Annotated in this window: 17 protein-coding genes; 11 read left to right on the forward strand and 6 right to left on the reverse strand. The window is 36.7% G+C overall.

The window, feature by feature from the left end; genetic code table 11:
* Nucleotides 1-75: 75 nt before the first annotated feature.
* Nucleotides 76-927 (reverse strand): MurR/RpiR family transcriptional regulator, encoded by an 852-nt coding sequence (locus TZ94_RS01505; protein ID WP_045613509.1) that lies wholly within the window; start codon nt 925-927, stop codon nt 76-78.
* 192 nt (nt 928-1,119) lie between these two features.
* Here TZ94_RS01505 and pbp2b point away from each other — a divergent pair, with 192 nt between their 5' ends.
* The 8 genes from pbp2b to rpsI all read left to right on the forward strand — a co-directional run bounded on the left by pbp2b (nt 1,120) and on the right by rpsI (nt 8,853).
* A complete protein-coding gene (pbp2b, locus tag TZ94_RS01510; protein ID WP_045613511.1) occupies nt 1,120-3,165 on the forward strand; it encodes a penicillin-binding protein PBP2B in 2,046 nt (681 codons plus the stop codon).
* 10 nt (nt 3,166-3,175) lie between these two features.
* Nucleotides 3,176-3,772: a recombination mediator RecR gene (gene recR, locus TZ94_RS01515; protein WP_045613513.1), complete on the forward strand. Its 597-nt coding sequence runs from the start codon at nt 3,176-3,178 to the stop codon at nt 3,770-3,772.
* 165 nt (nt 3,773-3,937) lie between these two features.
* Entirely contained in the window at nt 3,938-4,981 is a 1,044-nt protein-coding gene (locus tag TZ94_RS01520) for a D-alanine--D-alanine ligase (protein ID WP_045613516.1), read from the forward strand.
* Nucleotides 4,982-5,034: 53 nt separating this feature from the next.
* Complete coding sequence (locus tag TZ94_RS01525) at nt 5,035-6,408, forward strand: UDP-N-acetylmuramoyl-tripeptide--D-alanyl-D-alanine ligase (RefSeq protein ID WP_045613518.1); 1,374 nt, start codon at nt 5,035-5,037, stop codon at nt 6,406-6,408.
* Nucleotides 6,395-7,006, forward strand: a complete 612-nt coding sequence (locus TZ94_RS01530) for an NUDIX hydrolase (RefSeq protein WP_045613520.1) — start codon at nt 6,395-6,397, stop codon at nt 7,004-7,006. Before TZ94_RS01525 ends, TZ94_RS01530 begins: the two co-directional genes overlap by 14 nt.
* A gap of 122 nt (nt 7,007-7,128) precedes the next feature.
* A complete protein-coding gene (locus TZ94_RS01535; RefSeq protein WP_045613521.1) occupies nt 7,129-7,836 on the forward strand; it encodes a TIGR02206 family membrane protein in 708 nt (235 codons plus the stop codon).
* A gap of 159 nt (nt 7,837-7,995) precedes the next feature.
* A complete protein-coding gene (gene rplM, locus TZ94_RS01540; protein ID WP_002876943.1) occupies nt 7,996-8,442 on the forward strand; it encodes a 50S ribosomal protein L13 in 447 nt (148 codons plus the stop codon).
* An 18-nt stretch (nt 8,443-8,460) separates the two neighbouring features.
* Nucleotides 8,461-8,853, forward strand: a complete 393-nt coding sequence (gene rpsI, locus TZ94_RS01545; RefSeq protein ID WP_002893764.1) for a 30S ribosomal protein S9 — start codon at nt 8,461-8,463, stop codon at nt 8,851-8,853.
* Between the two features lie 110 nt (nt 8,854-8,963).
* Here rpsI and TZ94_RS01550 read toward each other — a convergent pair whose 3' ends face one another.
* From TZ94_RS01550 to TZ94_RS09915, 5 genes are all read right to left on the reverse strand, one after another.
* On the reverse strand, nt 8,964-10,181 hold the full coding sequence (locus TZ94_RS01550) for a tyrosine-type recombinase/integrase (protein WP_045613526.1): 1,218 nt from the start codon (nt 10,179-10,181) through the stop codon (nt 8,964-8,966).
* Nucleotides 10,182-10,249: 68 nt separating this feature from the next.
* On the reverse strand, nt 10,250-10,510 hold the full coding sequence (locus TZ94_RS01555; protein ID WP_045613528.1) for a helix-turn-helix domain-containing protein: 261 nt from the start codon (nt 10,508-10,510) through the stop codon (nt 10,250-10,252).
* A gap of 144 nt (nt 10,511-10,654) precedes the next feature.
* Nucleotides 10,655-12,004 (reverse strand): hypothetical protein, encoded by a 1,350-nt coding sequence (locus TZ94_RS01560; protein WP_241767272.1) that lies wholly within the window; start codon nt 12,002-12,004, stop codon nt 10,655-10,657.
* A 534-nt stretch (nt 12,005-12,538) separates the two neighbouring features.
* The gene (locus tag TZ94_RS01565; protein ID WP_241767273.1) at nt 12,539-13,036 is read right to left on the reverse strand and encodes a hypothetical protein; all 498 of its coding nucleotides are present in this window, start codon (nt 13,034-13,036) and stop codon (nt 12,539-12,541) included.
* A 294-nt stretch (nt 13,037-13,330) separates the two neighbouring features.
* Nucleotides 13,331-13,549: a hypothetical protein gene (locus tag TZ94_RS09915; protein ID WP_045613532.1), complete on the reverse strand. Its 219-nt coding sequence runs from the start codon at nt 13,547-13,549 to the stop codon at nt 13,331-13,333.
* A gap of 1,136 nt (nt 13,550-14,685) precedes the next feature.
* On the opposite strand from TZ94_RS09915, the gene TZ94_RS09995 reads away from it, so the two are divergent.
* The 3 genes from TZ94_RS09995 (at nt 14,686) to pezT (ending at nt 16,381) form a co-directional block, all read left to right on the forward strand.
* A complete protein-coding gene (locus TZ94_RS09995) occupies nt 14,686-14,919 on the forward strand; it encodes a hypothetical protein (protein WP_241767274.1) in 234 nt (77 codons plus the stop codon).
* Nucleotides 14,920-15,137: 218 nt separating this feature from the next.
* A complete protein-coding gene (gene pezA / locus TZ94_RS01580) occupies nt 15,138-15,614 on the forward strand; it encodes a type II toxin-antitoxin system antitoxin PezA (protein ID WP_045613535.1) in 477 nt (158 codons plus the stop codon).
* Nucleotides 15,614-16,381 (forward strand): type II toxin-antitoxin system toxin PezT, encoded by a 768-nt coding sequence (gene pezT, locus TZ94_RS01585; RefSeq protein ID WP_045613537.1) that lies wholly within the window; start codon nt 15,614-15,616, stop codon nt 16,379-16,381. The genes pezA and pezT overlap by 1 nt, the downstream gene beginning before the upstream one ends.
* The last annotated feature ends 77 nt before the right edge of the window (nt 16,382-16,458 follow it).

A 16,458-nucleotide genomic window follows, 5' to 3' on the forward strand; every position in this document is an offset into this window, starting at 1 on the left:
GTATAGATAAATGTCTATCGAGATTTTATGCAAAAAATTTTGAATGATAAAAAATCCTAAATTGTTAAAATCAATTTAGGATTTTCCCTTTCTGTGATTTCTACGATAACCATTCAGTCTATTATTCTCCCAATAGCTATTAAAGATTTTTTCTTTACTTTCGCGATCAATCTCTAGGAAATAAGCGTAGAGTAAATCAATGATAATCAGCATTGGAATCTGAGCAGAAATTCGTTGAATATAAGATGCTTGGTTTTGGCTTGCGACCAAAATAGTTTCTGTAAATGCTTGAGTATCCTTATTCGGTGAACTTGTAAATAGAACTGTCTTAGCTCCCATATCTTGGGCATCTAATAAACTATCGATGATGGACGGTGTTGTTCCTGAGAGGGAAAAACCAAAGACCAGACATTTTTCATCAATGATACTAGTCGTCCAGGCAAAACCGTCTGGATCTGTTAAGGCTTCACAGACGACACCCAATCTCATAAAACGTAGCTTCATCTCACGTGCGACTAGACCAGAACTCCCAGTTCCGAAAAAATACACGCGTTCGGATTGCTCAATCATCTGAGCTACACGTTCCAACTGCTCATCGTCAATCAATCCTTGAGAAATTTCTCGCACATTCGCATAACTTCTGAGAACTCGTTGAGTCAAAGGATTCATATCCTGTTGAGGAGCAGAAAGAGTGTCTCTTTGTTGCTGATATTTGAAGATGAATTCTCGATAGCCCTTAAAACCACATTTCTTGGCAAAACGAGTGAGCGCCGCCTGGGAAATATGAAGTTTTTGAGTAACTTGCTGAGAGGATAAGTCATCATTTATGGTATCTGCCTGCAGAAAATAGCGGGCAATTTCTTGCTCTAAATCGGTCATCTCTTCAAAGTGAAGGTCGATAATCGTAGAGATATCTTGCTTATTCATGGAACTCCTTTTATAGCTATTTGCCAAAATTACTTTGGCAAATCTAACAAATAAAATAGCGCTTACCTCCATTATATCATAGAAAATAATTTTTGGGCCAAAAAGGAAAAGTCTTTTCTTTTTCCATAATTTTCTACCTAAATTATGGTACAATGAAGAGTGTGATTTTGATTAGAAATGAGATTGATGTGTATGAGAAAATTCAATAGCCACTCGATACCGACACGGCTTAATTTGTTATTTGCAATCGTCATTTTGCTCTTTTTAGCAATTATTGGTCGTTTGCTTTATATGCAAGTTCTTCATAAGGATTTTTATGAGAACAAACTCGCTTCTGCTAGCCAAACTCGAGTAACCATGGGTTCCGCTCGTGGAGAAATTTATGATGCAACAGGTAAACCTTTAGTCCAAAACACCGTTAAGCAAGTTGTTTCCTTTACACGAAGTAACAAGATGACTGCGGCTGATTTGAAGGATATTTCTAAAAAATTGTTGACCTATGTCACAGTCACCTCTCCAGAGTTGACGGACCGTCAAATGGCTGATTACTACTTGGCTGATGCTGAAGTTTATAAGAAGACAGTTGAAGCTCTTCCAAAAGATAAACGATATGATTCAGATGGCAATCAACTTTCCGAATCTGAACTCTATAACAACGCTGCTGAGAGTATTACTTCCAGTCAATTAGACTACTCAGAGGATGAAAAGAAGGCAATCTATATCTTTAGTCAGCTCAATTCAGTTGGAAATTTTGCTACAGGAAATATTCAAACAGATCCTTTGAGTGATACACAGGTAGCTGTAATTGCTTCTGCTTCAAAGGAATTGCCAGGTATTTCTATCTCTACCTCATGGGATCGAAAGGTCTTAGAAACTTCTCTTTCATCTATTGTCGGAACTGTTTCTAGTGAAAAATCAGGTCTTCCAGCAGAAGAAGTAGACGCTTATTTGAAAAAAGGTTATTCGCTCAATGATCGCGTCGGGACTTCCTATCTTGAAAAACAATACGAAGAAGTCTTGCAAGGGAAACGGACCGTCAAGGAAATCCATTTGGACAAGCATGGAGACATGGAGAGCGTAGAGAATATAGAAGAAGGTAGCAAGGGAAAAAACATCAAATTAACCATTGATTTGGCCTTCCAAGATAGCGTAGACAGCCTCTTAAAGAGTTATTTTAATTCTGAACTTGCAAATGGTGGTGCTAAATACTCAGAAGGTGTTTATGCAGTAGCCCTTAATCCTAAGACAGGTGCTGTATTGGCAATGTCAGGAATTAAACACAATCTAGAAACAGGAGATTTGACACCAGACTCACTAGGAACAGTGACCAATGTTTTTGTACCAGGGTCTGTCGTTAAGGCGGCAACCATCAGTTCTGGTTGGGAAAATGGAGTCTTGTCAGGCAACCAAACCTTGACAGACCAACCAATCGTCTTCCAAGGTTCTGCCCCTATCAATTCCTGGTATACCCCTTATTATTACGGTTCCTTTCCGGTTACAGCCGTTGAGGCTCTAGAATATTCATCTAATGCCTACATGGTTCAAACTGCGCTAGGAATGATGGGTCAGACCTATCAACCAAATATGACAGTCAAAACCAACCAACTTGAGTCTGCCATGGGAAAACTACGCGCGACTTTTAGTGAGTATGGTTTGGGTGCTTCTACAGGTATTGACTTGCCCGAGGAATCAACAGGATTTATCCCCCAAAAATTTGACTTGGCTAATTATTTAACTAATGCTTTTGGCCAGTTTGATAACTACACACCGATGCAATTAGCCCAGTACGTTGCAACTATTGCTAACAATGGTGTTCGTCTAGCTCCACATATTGTCGAGGGAATATACGACAACAATGATAAGGGTGGCCTTGGGGAATTAATCCAAGCAATAGATACCAAGGAAATCAACAAGGTCAATATTTCTGAATCAGATATGGCAATCTTGCACCAAGGATTTTACCAAGTATCGCATGGAACTAGTCCCCTTACGACAGGACGGGCGTTTTCAGATGGCGCCACTGTTTCTATCAGTGGTAAGACCGGTACAGCTGAAAGCTATGTAGCTGGTGGTCAAGAAGCTAATAATACCAATGCCGTGGCCTATGCTCCAACAGAAAATCCTCAAATTGCAGTTGCAGTAGTCTTTCCTCATAATACCAATTTAACCAAAAATGTTGGGCCAGCAATTGCTCGCGACATTATCAATTTATATAACCAACACCATCCAATGAATTAGAAAGGAAGCCATGCTTTATCCAACACCTATTGCTAAGTTGATTGACAGTTATTCCAAACTTCCTGGTATTGGGATTAAGACAGCAACCCGTCTAGCCTTTTATACTATTGGAATGCCGGATGATGACGTCAACGAATTTGCTAAAAATCTCCTTTCAGCTAAAAGAGAGTTGACCTATTGTTCTATCTGTGGACGTTTAACCGATGAAGATCCCTGTTCTATCTGCACAGATCCAAGTCGGGACCAAACAACTATCCTCGTCCTAGAGGATAGTCGAGATGTAGCTGCTATGGAAAATATCCAGGAATACCACGGACTTTACCATGTTTTACATGGCCTCATTTCCCCTATGAATGGAATTAGCCCAGATGACATCAACCTCAAAAGTCTCATGACTCGCCTCATGGATAGCGAAGTTTCAGAGGTTATCGTGGCCACCAATGCAACAGCAGATGGTGAGGCGACTTCCATGTATATCTCTCGGCTTCTCAAACCCGCGGGGATTAAGGTTACTCGTCTAGCACGAGGTCTAGCAGTAGGAGCAGATATCGAATATGCGGACGAAGTAACGCTCCTAAGAGCCATTGAAAATCGTACAGAACTTTAGTCTGTAAGGATATAGAACAGGCAATTAGTTAGCAGATAAGACTTTAAGAAATCAAGAGACTAGATTTATTTTTAATCCAGTCTCTTTTGTGCTATTCAAGTTTAAAAAAATAAACAAATGTGATATACTAAAAAGCGAGTATTCTAGTAGAAATAGGACAATCATATGAAACAAACAATTATTCTATTATATGGTGGGCGCAGTGCAGAGCGTGAAGTGTCTGTATTGTCAGCTGAGAGTGTCATGCGTGCGGTTAACTATGACCGTTTTGAAGTCCAAACTTTCTTTATCAGCCAGTCTGGTGATTTCATCAAAACCCAAGAATTTACCCAAACTCCTGGCCAAGATGAACGTCTCATGACCAATGAAACGATTGATTGGGACAAGAAAATTGCTCCAAGTGCCATCTACGAAGAAGGCGCAGTTGTTTTTCCAGTTCTTCATGGACCTATGGGAGAAGACGGTTCCGTTCAAGGTTTCCTAGAAGTCTTGAAAATGCCTTATGTCGGTTGCAACATCTTGTCTTCAAGCCTGGCTATGGACAAAATCACGACTAAACGTGTCTTGGAATCTGCTGGGATTGCCCAAGTCCCTTACGTAGCCATTGTTGAAGGGGACGACTTAGCTTCTAAGATCGCAGAAGTTGAAGAAAAATTAAGGTATCCAGTCTTTACCAAACCATCTAATATGGGTTCTAGTGTTGGTATTTCTAAGTCTGAAAATAAAGAGGAACTCCATCAAGCTCTCGAACTCGCCTTTAAATATGATAGTCGTGTCTTGGTAGAGCAAGGTGTCAATGCGCGTGAAATCGAAGTTGGACTTTTAGGAAACTATGATGTCAAGAGCACTCTACCTGGTGAAGTTGTCAAGGACGTAGCCTTCTATGACTACGAAGCAAAATACATTGATAACAAGATTACTATGGATATTCCAGCCAAGATCAGTGATAATGTAGTAGCAGTCATGCGTAGAAATGCAGAAGCTGCCTTCCGTGCTATTGGCGGGCTTGGTCTCTCACGTTGTGATTTCTTCTATACAGATAAGGGAGAAGTTTTCCTAAATGAGCTCAATACCATGCCAGGATTTACCCAGTGGTCTATGTATCCCTTGCTCTGGGACAATATGGGGATTAGCTATCCAGAACTAATCGAGCGTTTGGTTGAGCTTGCTAAGGAAAGCTTTAATAAGCGTGAAGCGCACCTATTGTAAAGATAGCTATAAGGGCGGGGCAAGACTCCCTGCCCCTTTTTAAAGGAGTAAACATGAAACTTACGATTCACGAAGTTGCGCGTGTTGTCGGTGCAAAAAATGATGTGACAAGCTATGTGGACAGCCCACTAGTCAAGGCAGAGTTTGATAGTCGTTTGATTGGACCTGGTGATTTATTTGTGCCACTCAAGGGGGCGCGTGATGGTCATGACTTTATCGAGACGGCTTTTGAAAACGGCGCTACTGTAACCCTGTCAGAGAAGGAAGTAGCAGGTCATCCTTACATTTTAGTAGAGGATGTTTTGACAGCCTTTCAAGCTCTTGCAGCTTATTACCTTCAAAAAACAGGAGTAGATGTCTTTGCTGTTACAGGTTCAAATGGGAAGACAACGACCAAGGATATGTTGGCTCATTTACTTTCTACAAGCTACAAAACCTACAAAACGCAAGGAAATTACAATAACGAGATTGGATTGCCTTATACAGTTCTCCATATGCCGGATGATACTGAAAAGTTGGTCTTGGAGATGGGACAGGATCACTTGGGAGATATTCATCTTTTGTCTGAACTGGCTCATCCGAAAACAGCTATTGTGACTCTGGTCGGAGAGGCACATTTGGCCTTCTTCAAAGATCGTTCAGAGATTGCCAAAGGTAAATTACAGATTGCTGATGGAATGGGGAACGGTAGCTTGCTTTTGGCGCCAGCTGATCCCATTGTAGAGGATTATCTACCTGCTGACCAAAAAGTAGTTCGTTTTGGTCCGGGTGCAGAACTCGAGATTACAGAATTAACTGAGCGTAAGGATAGCTTGACTTTCAAGGCTAATTTCTTGGAGAAATCCCTTGATTTGCCAGTAACAGGTAAGTACAATGCGACTAATGCTATGATTGCTTCTTACGTTGCCCTGCAAGAGGGAGTGACTGAGGAGCAGATTGGTCAAGCCTTCCAGAATCTAGAGTTGACCCGCAATCGTACCGAGTGGAAAAAGGCTGCCAATGGAGCAGATATCCTATCAGATGTTTACAATGCTAATCCAACAGCTATGAAGTTGATTTTAGAAACTTTCTCTGCTATCCCAGCAAATGAAGGTGGAAAAAAAATAGCAGTTCTGGCGGATATGAAAGAACTTGGAGACCAGTCTGTCCAACTCCATAATCAAATGATTTTGAGCCTTTCCCCAGATGTCCTTGATACCGTTATTTTCTACGGTGAAGATATCGCTGACCTAGCCCAACTAGCCAGTCAAATGTTCCCAATCGGCCATGTGTACTACTTCAAGAAAACAGCCGATGAAGACCAGTTTGAAGCCATGGCCAAGCAGGTCAAGGAAAGTCTTGGTGCGCATGACCAAATCTTGCTTAAAGGTTCTAACTCTATGAATCTAGCTAAGCTAGTAGAAAGTCTAGAAAATGAGCACAACTGATTTTGCTAAGGCTCTGCAGAGAATGTTAGCTATTACCGATACTGGTTTGACCTATACAAGGGATCCTTTTGACCGTGAACGTTATGAGGATTTACGTCAGATTTTATGGAGTGTTTTGCAGGATCAAACAGAGCTCGATCAAGAGGAATTGACTGCAATTTTAAAACCAACAGGTAGCTATGCAACTCCCTTGATGGATGTGCGGGCTTGGATTGTTCAAGACCAGAAGATTTGTTTGGTTAGAGGACAAGGAGAGGATACTTGGGCATTACCTGGTGGCTTTGGTGAGGTAGGATATTCTCCCAAGGAAAATATCCGAAAAGAAGTTCAGGAAGAAACAGGATTTTCGGCAGAAGTAGGCTCTTTATTGGCAGTTTTTGATACCAACCGCTTTCAACTTCAGAACAAGCAGTATGCAAAGTTCGTCTTTGACTGTCAGTTGTTAGATGGACGCTTTCAGGAAAATCAAGAAGTTGCAGAACTAGGATTTTTTGACATTTCGGCTCTCCCTCCCTTATCTGAAAAAAGAATAACTAAGGAACAAATGGATATTCTTTGGCAGGTCTATAAGGGTGAGCGGGAACAATATATTGATTAGAAGCTTTGCTTTATCTTAAGGCAGATAGCTACTTTGGAACACAAAAATATAAGAAATAAATGTAAGCTAGGCTCTATAGAAATGAGTAAGAGGTCTGCTTATATGAAAATGAGGAAAGTTACATGAATGTTTGGGATGCTTTATTTAGCACGCAGCCGACGGAGCCACCCCAATTTGATCTTCTTTGGTATGGAAATCTATTTACTTTATTGGCACTGACTGTATTTCTTGCTTATCGCTATGGTAATAAAAAAGTTTGTCAACGATTTTTCCAGATTTTACAGGCGACCCAGTTAATCCTTCTCTACGGTTGGTATTTGGTCAATCAGATGCCTCTAGCAGAAAGTCTACCCTTTTATCATTGCCGTTTAGCAATGTTTGTAGTGCTTTTGCTTCCTGGTGTTTCTAGAGTCAAACAGTATTTTGCTGTGCTAGGAACCTTCGGGACTTTGGCAGCCTTTGTTTATCCAGTGCCAGATCCCTATCCCTTCCCCCACATCGCTATTCTGTCCTTTATTTTCGGACATTTAGCCCTCTTTGGAAATTCCTTGATTTATCTCTTGAAGGACTACGATGCTAATTTATTGGATTTCAAACGAATCCTAGTCATCACATCTTCACTGAATGCTGTGATCTTTGTGGTTAATCTAATGACGGGTGGAGATTATGGCTTTTTGACAAAACCGCCATTGGTTGGAGACCACGGTCGTTTGATCAATTATCTAGTCGTTACCCTATTCTTGACTTGTGCCATTTACTTGGTCTCTAAAGCTTTTCAGACCATGCTTGAGGAGAAGGGTGAAAGAAGACTACGAATCTGGCAAAAATGAAAAAATATTTTCCCAACCGCTTGACTTTTATCTGAGAATTTTGATACAATAGTAGGCGGTATTGTTTACCCCATTTGTAAGGCCCCGGAACCTTTCAAATAACTTGCGGACCGGAACATCCGCCCTGTAAACAAAAACGACATTCATATAGGAGAAATCATGAACAAAACTACATTCATGGCTAAACCAGGCCAAGTAGAACGCAAATGGTACGTTGTTGACGCAACTGATGTACCTCTTGGACGCCTTTCAGCAGTTGTTGCTAGCGTGCTTCGCGGAAAAAACAAACCAACATTCACACCACACACTGATACAGGTGACTTCGTAATCGTTATCAATGCTGAAAAAGTTAAATTGACTGGTAAAAAAGCAACTGATAAGATCTACTACACTCACTCAAACCACCCAGGTGGATTGAAATCAATTTCTGCTGGTGAACTTCGTTCTAAAAATGCAGTACGTTTGATCGAGAAATCAGTTAAAGGTATGCTTCCACACAATACTCTTGGCCGCGCCCAAGGTATGAAATTGAAAGTATTCGTTGGAGCTGAGCACACTCACGCTGCACAACAACCAGAAGTTCTTGATATTTCAGGACTTATCTAAGGAAAGGAACAATAAAGTATGTCACAAGCACAATATGCAGGTACTGGACGTCGTAAAAACGCTGTTGCACGCGTTCGCCTTGTTCCAGGAACTGGTAAAATCACTGTTAACAAAAAAGATGTTGAAGAGTACATCCCACACGCTGACCTTCGTCTTGTAATCAACCAACCATTCGCAGTTACTTCAACTGCAGGTTCATACGACGTTTTCGTTAACGTTGTAGGTGGTGGTTACGCTGGTCAAGCAGGAGCTATCCGTCACGGTATCGCTCGTGCCCTTCTTCAAGTAGACCCAGACTTCCGCGATTCATTGAAACGCGCAGGACTTCTTACACGTGACTCACGTAAAGTTGAACGTAAGAAACCAGGTCTTAAGAAAGCTCGTAAAGCATCACAATTCTCAAAACGTTAATCAATACGATTATATCAACGTTTCAAAGCACTTCATGGTTCACACCATGAAGTGTTTTTTTGATGATTTTTAGCAAAATTCACACCACTTTTCACACCAAATTCACACCATTATTTATTTAGGGAACGATAAGCAATCTCTCCAACAGCCATTGGGATTACGTTTGAAGTGTTGACATAAGTCTTAGTTGTAATCATATCACTATGAGTGAGGGCCTCAGAAATAGCTTCCATAGAGGTTCCAGCTTGTTTAGCGAGTGTAGCTCCTGTATGTCGTAATTTATGAGGAGTTGCATGTGCAAGTTCTGGATGACGACGCTTAACAGATTTCATCTTGTTGTTAAGGTAATCAGCATGGAGACAACTGTTTACATTCCCCTTTGTATCAATATACGTAAATACATACTGATCAGGAGTTTGGATAATATTGAATTTAGCCAGTTCAATTTTTTGTTGTTTTTTCCATTCCTGAAGCAAGTCAGTTAACTCGTTAGGAATTCGAAAAGTTGTCTTCTTGTTTCCTTTGGTAGACTTTGGATTCTTGTATCTATCTAAAGCTTGTACTAACTGAATTTCCTGTTCTTTTGTATTGATATGCTTCCATTGCAAAGCGTAGCTTTCTGATTTTCTATCTCCTAAGAAGAAGGTAGTATAGAACAAAACATAGTCTTTGAATAGAATTTTTTCAGCCTCCAGATCTTTTTCAAAAGCTGTAAACCATGCTTGAAGTTCTTCTTGAGATAGATATAAATCTTCATCTTTTTTAGATTCCTGTAGCTCGATTTTCTTAGTGGCTTTGATACGGCTTATAGTTTTTGATAGGCGATTAGTTTCGATGTACTCTAATTCTTCAGCCCAGTCAAAGATAGAGTTAACGTAGCTCCTGATAACTTTAAAATTTGCATATTCTTCAGCCTTTTGAGTTAATAGGTTTAGCACAACTTGCTTATTTTGATTAAGAAAGTCTATTGAATAATTACCAAGTAACGGTAGGATGTGTTTTCTAAAAGCAATTTCTGTTCCAACTATAGTTGCTTGAGATGGTGGTTTAGCAGCAGAAGTAGTCTGACCTGCTTTGTAGGATTCCCACCAAACGTTTTGATAGAAATCTGAAAAGAGAATAGAACTGCTATTCTCTAATAAAGCAGATCCTCCACTATGAATTTTATCAATCTTGTTTTGAAGCTCTAGTTCGTATTTTTTTGCTTCACTCCTTGTCTTGAACCGTTTTTCAATCACTTTCTTATCAACACCTAGTGAAGACTTGACTTCCTCAGGAATGTAGATACGTAAGCGATAAGTTCCATTTTTAGTTTTTGAAATTGACATAGTATTCTCCTTTGTAATTGAGCTAGAAAAATACCGTGATTTCATTATAACAAACCACGGTAGAAATACTACTGATTTTGTAACCAGAGATTGATTTCAGATTTGCTAAAGCGAATAGTTTTACCAACCTTAATGCAAGGCAATCCTTGCTTAATCCACTTGTCTAAAGTATTGTTTGTTATATTCAAGTACTCACAAGTCTGCTTTTTATTTAAAAGTTGATTGGTATTTTCATTAATATCTAAAAAATTATCTAGTTCTTTCTTAACAGTATCTGATATTAGTAATTGAAATTGCCTAATCATTTCGTCTGGAATAAATAAATTCATAAAAAGTCCCGTTTATTTCTTTCTGTTAGATTTAAATTTTTTTAGTTTGTATTTTGTTTTTTAAGTCTTCAAGGGTTGAAGAGTTAAAAAATAGGGAAACGTTGCTGTAGCAATACTTTTCCATTTTTTAAATCAGAATTTATATTAAAATGGTATATGTGTTTTCCAAGTTTTATTAAAAAAATAATCCAGGAATGAACCTATGTCTTTATCCTTGATTTGAATAATTTCATTAAAAAATGGATCTTTTTTTTCATTTGTAAAACTAGGGATTTTAAAAGAAAGGAGTTCATTATTTTGATTATCCTTGTAGCAACCAAAATCAAGGATAGTAATAAGAGATAGAGTATTTAGCATTAAGCGAAAGAGATATAGTACTTGCCATGTAATCATAATAGAAAGAAAATTACTTTCATTTTTTAAGTCATTCCTCCTACTCTCTTTAATAAGATTTTTTTTAGTTCTTGCAGAGTTTTTTGGATTTACAAATTCAGATACATCAATAAACAAGAAAATAGATTCATCCAATGTTAATGGATATAAATAATCCATAGCATGATTTAGTTGAGTTTCAAAAAGTGTTTTTATATATCCATCTTTACCTTTTTCCTCATACAATTCTTTTAACTTATTTTGGGTATCTCTTACTGAAGTTTGAACAATTATCTTAAAGTTTGATAATCCTTTCTTAATCACACTATACACAAATGAAGAGAGCTGATCATTATGTAGTTTATCTAAGTCAGTAGTCTGGAATTCACTTTTAATTTTTTTTTCTTTCAGTGTCATTTCGTATCTATAGATGCGGTATTTACGAGATACGTTTAATTCAATCTGTTTATTATGTTCTGCTTTTGCTGTTTTATCGTAAAGAACATGCAACAAGTTTTCATTTTTTTTACTTGAAAGAATATGATGATCTTCAGAAGTTGAACATTTTGTATAAACTTTTTTATTTACTTGAGATGTATTAGATAAGCTCCTCAATAATAAATTTCTTGTTTGAAAATGAATAATCGAATCAGTAGCAAATGTAAATGCGATTTCCATTTCAAGAACCCTAATAATAGTTGGGATAATCCAAATACCAGTTTGCTGTTTGATTCCTGTTATAACGTTTATTAGTTTCTTTCGTATTGCTGAAATAGAGAGAATTTCAAAATTGAGACCCCCATGATTCAGCTGTAGTAAGCAATAATTAACAGTATCTCCGTTTTCTTTTTTATAAATTTTTCCAATTTCAAGTCTTCCGAATTCCCTTGATTGGATAATTAAATCGTCTATCTGATTTGAATTGTAATTAAATTTTTTAACTTCACGAGGATTCGTTTTTCTGAATTCTATCAGTTTTTCAATGTCAACAATTAGATTTTCACCTAAGTTAAAAACCATGCGATCAAAGCCCCAGAAGGAATTCATAAAACTAAAACAAGATTGAATTTCTTTCTCATTTAAATGCTTCTGTTCAGTAGAAACTTTAAGTTGTCTTATCAAGTTTTTAAGGTTTCCTTTCTACTATTATTTTTGATTGAAATTATGTTAGGAAGTATTAGAGATTGAAAAAAACAGTTAAATTATTTTAACCGCATTTGTAATTCAATTTATCCCTTTTTTTTCATATATAATTAGTATGCCAGGAACTTTGCTAAGAACTGTGTTTTTTTAAATTTTTTTGTGAAAAAATTTTTAAAAATAAAAAAACACTCAATTAAGAGTGCTTTAAAAACGCGTCTTGACAAGGTTTTGAAGAAAAAAAGTAGGCTCTTACCTACTTTAATTTTTTTAGTTTAGAACAAGAATGTTAAGAAAGAAATCAATACTTTCAGTACGATCTTTTATTGATGTAACAAGGTTTTGAAGGAAAAAGTAAGTTTTTATCTACTTTATTTATTTTTATAAAAAATTTTTTTTATTCTTCATTTAAATTTAGGATGTTGAGAAAAAAATCAATAATTTCAGTACGATTTTTATTTAGTTGAATTTTTTAATTTTAATGAGAGATGTATCATAATGTTTGGGAAAAGTTATTTAGTTTGCTTGTGCGATTAACTTATATGCATAGGATTTTTGAAACTCTTCTGGTCGATTGTGTCCGAGAGCACGTGATACAATTAAACAAGCTTTTCGATCAAGGACAACACCTTTTAATTCGCCTCGTAGATAAATTTTTTCTTTTTTATCTTTGATATCTTTGGGATCTCGCGCGACAAGAAGATAAAGACGTTTTGCGTATTCTGCACGATATTTATGAGGTTTTAAAGCAGATGGAACTTGAAACACACGCTTTTTACCAGCTAGTTTAAATTCTTCAACAAACCTCTCTAATTCTTCTTTATCTCGCGTAATAATCGGAATCCATCGGTCTCGTGCTCCTTTTGATTTATGCTTTTTACCAATGATTTTAAGATAGTATCGACCATCTTCACGTTGATGTAGAGAATCACCTGTAATAGCTTTTAATTCATTCTTACGTAACCCAGTGGCAGATACGATTGAGAACCAGCGATTATTTGTTTCTTCAGACATCCTGTCATCATTAGACTTCAAACGATTATTCTTTTTGTCGGCTCGATATCGAATATCCGTTGCAATAAAAGCAGTAGAAGATACACCTAAGACTTTAGCTAATGCTGCTTTATAGGTTGACTGGGTTGGAGCAGAAAGTCCTAATTTCTTACAATGTTCTAAGTATTGATTTACTAAGTCAATCCATCCCTCAATATCGTTAGATTTATCAAGGGTTTCTAAATCTTCGGCAGTAGTTATTGAGGCAACAAAGGAAGCGAATCTACTCCAAGATCCAGCGTAATTGTGTAAGGTTCAGTCTGTATGGATTAAATGAATGTCCTCTCCCGTTTTTTTGGATTCATTTCGCTTGATTCCCTTTCCTTTTTTAAAGCGCGTGACTAGATTAGTTAGTCCTTTTGATTGGACGAATTGTTTCCGACCCTCAAAAGTTGTTAGAGAATCCATCTGTTGTTTCTTAGCTTTCTCTTTAGCTTCTCGTCGTTCAGCACGACTACGTCTCTTCTTTGCCATAGTTCTTTCCTTTCTATTGTAGATAATGTGCTTATAAAGAAGATCTTAAGAAAATTCTTAAGGTTTTTTTAATTCAAGTTGAAGTAGTGCAGTGACTTAAGCTTATATTCACTGATGTAGTATCTTCCCTTTGCTTAGGGCGCTTCTTAATTGATGGCTAAGAAGATAACCAAGTCATTTTACAACATGACAAGTTGACTCAATTCAAATAAGATGTAGAGTTCCATCTTTCAGATAAAAATCTGTTGTTTTTTCTTGTTAGTCTTTTTCAGGTTTAAATGCTCTGAATTTAGCGACTGAGCTAAGCTAGTTTTTGTATTTGATTTTTAGACTTTTGTTATTTACTTTAGTTTTTATACTTTGATTTTTTACTTTGTTATGATCAAAAAATTTTTTTAAACTGCTGTTGACATTACTTTTATTATCTATACATTTATTTTTTTTTGGTAAATGAAATACAAAAATTGGTTCCTGTTATTTACTTTCGTTTTTTACTTTTATTCTTTACTTTGTTACGATCAAAAAATTTTTTTTTAAACTGCTATTGACATCTTTTTTATTATCTATACATTTATTTTTTTTTAGTTAATGAAATACAAAACTGGTTCTTTCCTAACCCAGCTTAAACCTACTGTTTCCACGATAGCTACCTCCTTTCAAACATAAAAAACGTAGCTATATTAGTTACGTCTCTACTTAATCAATTATCTACATATTATTAGTATGCCATAAATTTTAAAATAAAAAAATCAGGATAAGATTTTTTTACGTTATTCACTTTTACCTAGTACTGTGTGTTTAGCGTGACTTACACATACGTTCCTGTCAACGCTAAACACACAGAAAAATCAGAATCGTAAAAAAACTGATGGATGAGAGAAAGATGAAAAACTACAAAAAATTTAATAAGAGAAACAACTTATGTATCGTTTTTCCTTAATTATTTTTTTTTATTTTGAAATTTATGGCATACTATAATTATGATAATACTCAAGGAGGGAACAACTATGTTTCTAAAATATTATTCACTCATTAACTTTATTCTCTATAAAAATCGCAGAGAATTCGAAAACTCATTTGATTGCTACCCAAAAAAGACAGTGTATGAGTTCTATATTAGGGAGTCTACAGGAGGAATGAAAATTAGGCAAAAAGAACATAATGCAATTCATGTTAGCCTAGCTTCTAATAGAGGAAGTTATATTACACTTTACTTAAGGAATTTTACGCCAGAGGATTTGGTGGCTATGATGAATTCTTTAATCAAACAGAAGAAAGAACTTGGATATGAGAGGTTGATTTGCTTGTTATCAGATCTCAAAAATGATGAACGCTTAAGTTTATTGATGAAGTTATCCAAGATGAAATAAACATACTTGGACGAGTATCTTAGTGTGTTTTTGTGGTAAATTTGTCTTTAAAATAGATAAGATAGATTATTTGATAAAGCCATTGTATTAGATGATTGGTTTGTCAACAATGTAACAGATGAATTATTTCATTCAGCTAGAGCTGGATAAAAACGCACCAAAATTGGTGCGTTTTTATTTTTTATGCTATAATAGAAATAAATAAAAGGAGGAATTACATGATTGGAGAAAATATAAAAACGTTACGTAAAACACATAAATTAACCCAGCCTGAGTTTGCAAAGATTGTTGGTATTTCTAGAAATAGTCTGAGTCGTTATGAAAATGGAACAAGTCGAGTTTCGACAGAATTAATAGATCGTATCTGCAAGAAATTTAATGTTTCGTATATCGATATCGTAGGGGAGGAAAAAATGCTCACACCAGTAGAAGATTATCAATTGACTCTGAAAATTGAAGTGATTAAAGAACGGGGGGCGAATATCTTAGCGCAACTTTATCGTTTTCAAGATGAACAAGGAATTGCATTTGATGATACTTTGAATCCTTGGGTTCTAATGAGCGATGATTTGTCTGATTTGATTAATACGAGGATTTATCTTGTTTCAACGTTTGAGGATATAGAGCGATTTAATGGCTATTTGGATGGTATTGAACGTATGCTAGAACAAGCTAGTCATCTGGTGGTGGCTTAATGAAACTAGAAGAATTTAGTCAAGATAATTTTGAACAAGCCTCCAAACGGCTTATCCGTTCTTTAACTCGTGGTAAAACAACTTCGTCTCAGCCCAAGGCTATCTTGCTAGGTGGACAGAGTGGTGCTGGGAAAACAACGATTCATCGTATTAAACAAAGGGAATTTCAAGGTAATATCATTATCATTGATGGAGATAGTTATCGCTCTTTTCATCCGAACTACCTTGGCCTACAGGAAAAGTATGGCAAAGATAGTGTGGATTATACCAAAGTATTCGCGGGACAAATGGTTGAATATCTTGTAGATGAGTTGAGTAAAAAAGGTTATCATTTATTAATCGAGGGTACCTTAAGAACAACAGAAGTTCCCCGAAAAACGGCCCAATTATTAGAAACTAGAGGATATAAAGTTTCACTTGCACTGATTGCGACCAAGCCAGAATTGTCTTATCTCAGTACCTTGATACGTTATGAGGAGCTCCATGCTATAGATCCTAGTCAAGCGAGAGCGACTCCCAAAGTGCACCATGATGGAATTGTAGAACATTTAGTTGATAACTTACGAGAGTTAGAAAATGACAAAATTTTTAATCAAATTCAAATTTATCAAAGAGATCAATCGTGTGTTTATGATTCGGAAGTAGATCAAATCTCAGCAGCAGAAGTTCTACACGAATGCCTATTTGGAAAATGGAATAAGGTGGAGGAAGAGATGTTGAAGGTGGGACAGGAACGGTTGAGAGAGCTGGGGGAAATTGATAAGTGACGAAGGGCTAATTTATTAGTACATTTAAAAAAGTAATTTATTTTTGTACCAGATTTAACTACTCATAATCTCTGGGA

Source organism: Streptococcus infantis (assembly GCF_000960085.1).
Lineage (GTDB): Bacteria > Bacillota > Bacilli > Lactobacillales > Streptococcaceae > Streptococcus > Streptococcus infantis_C.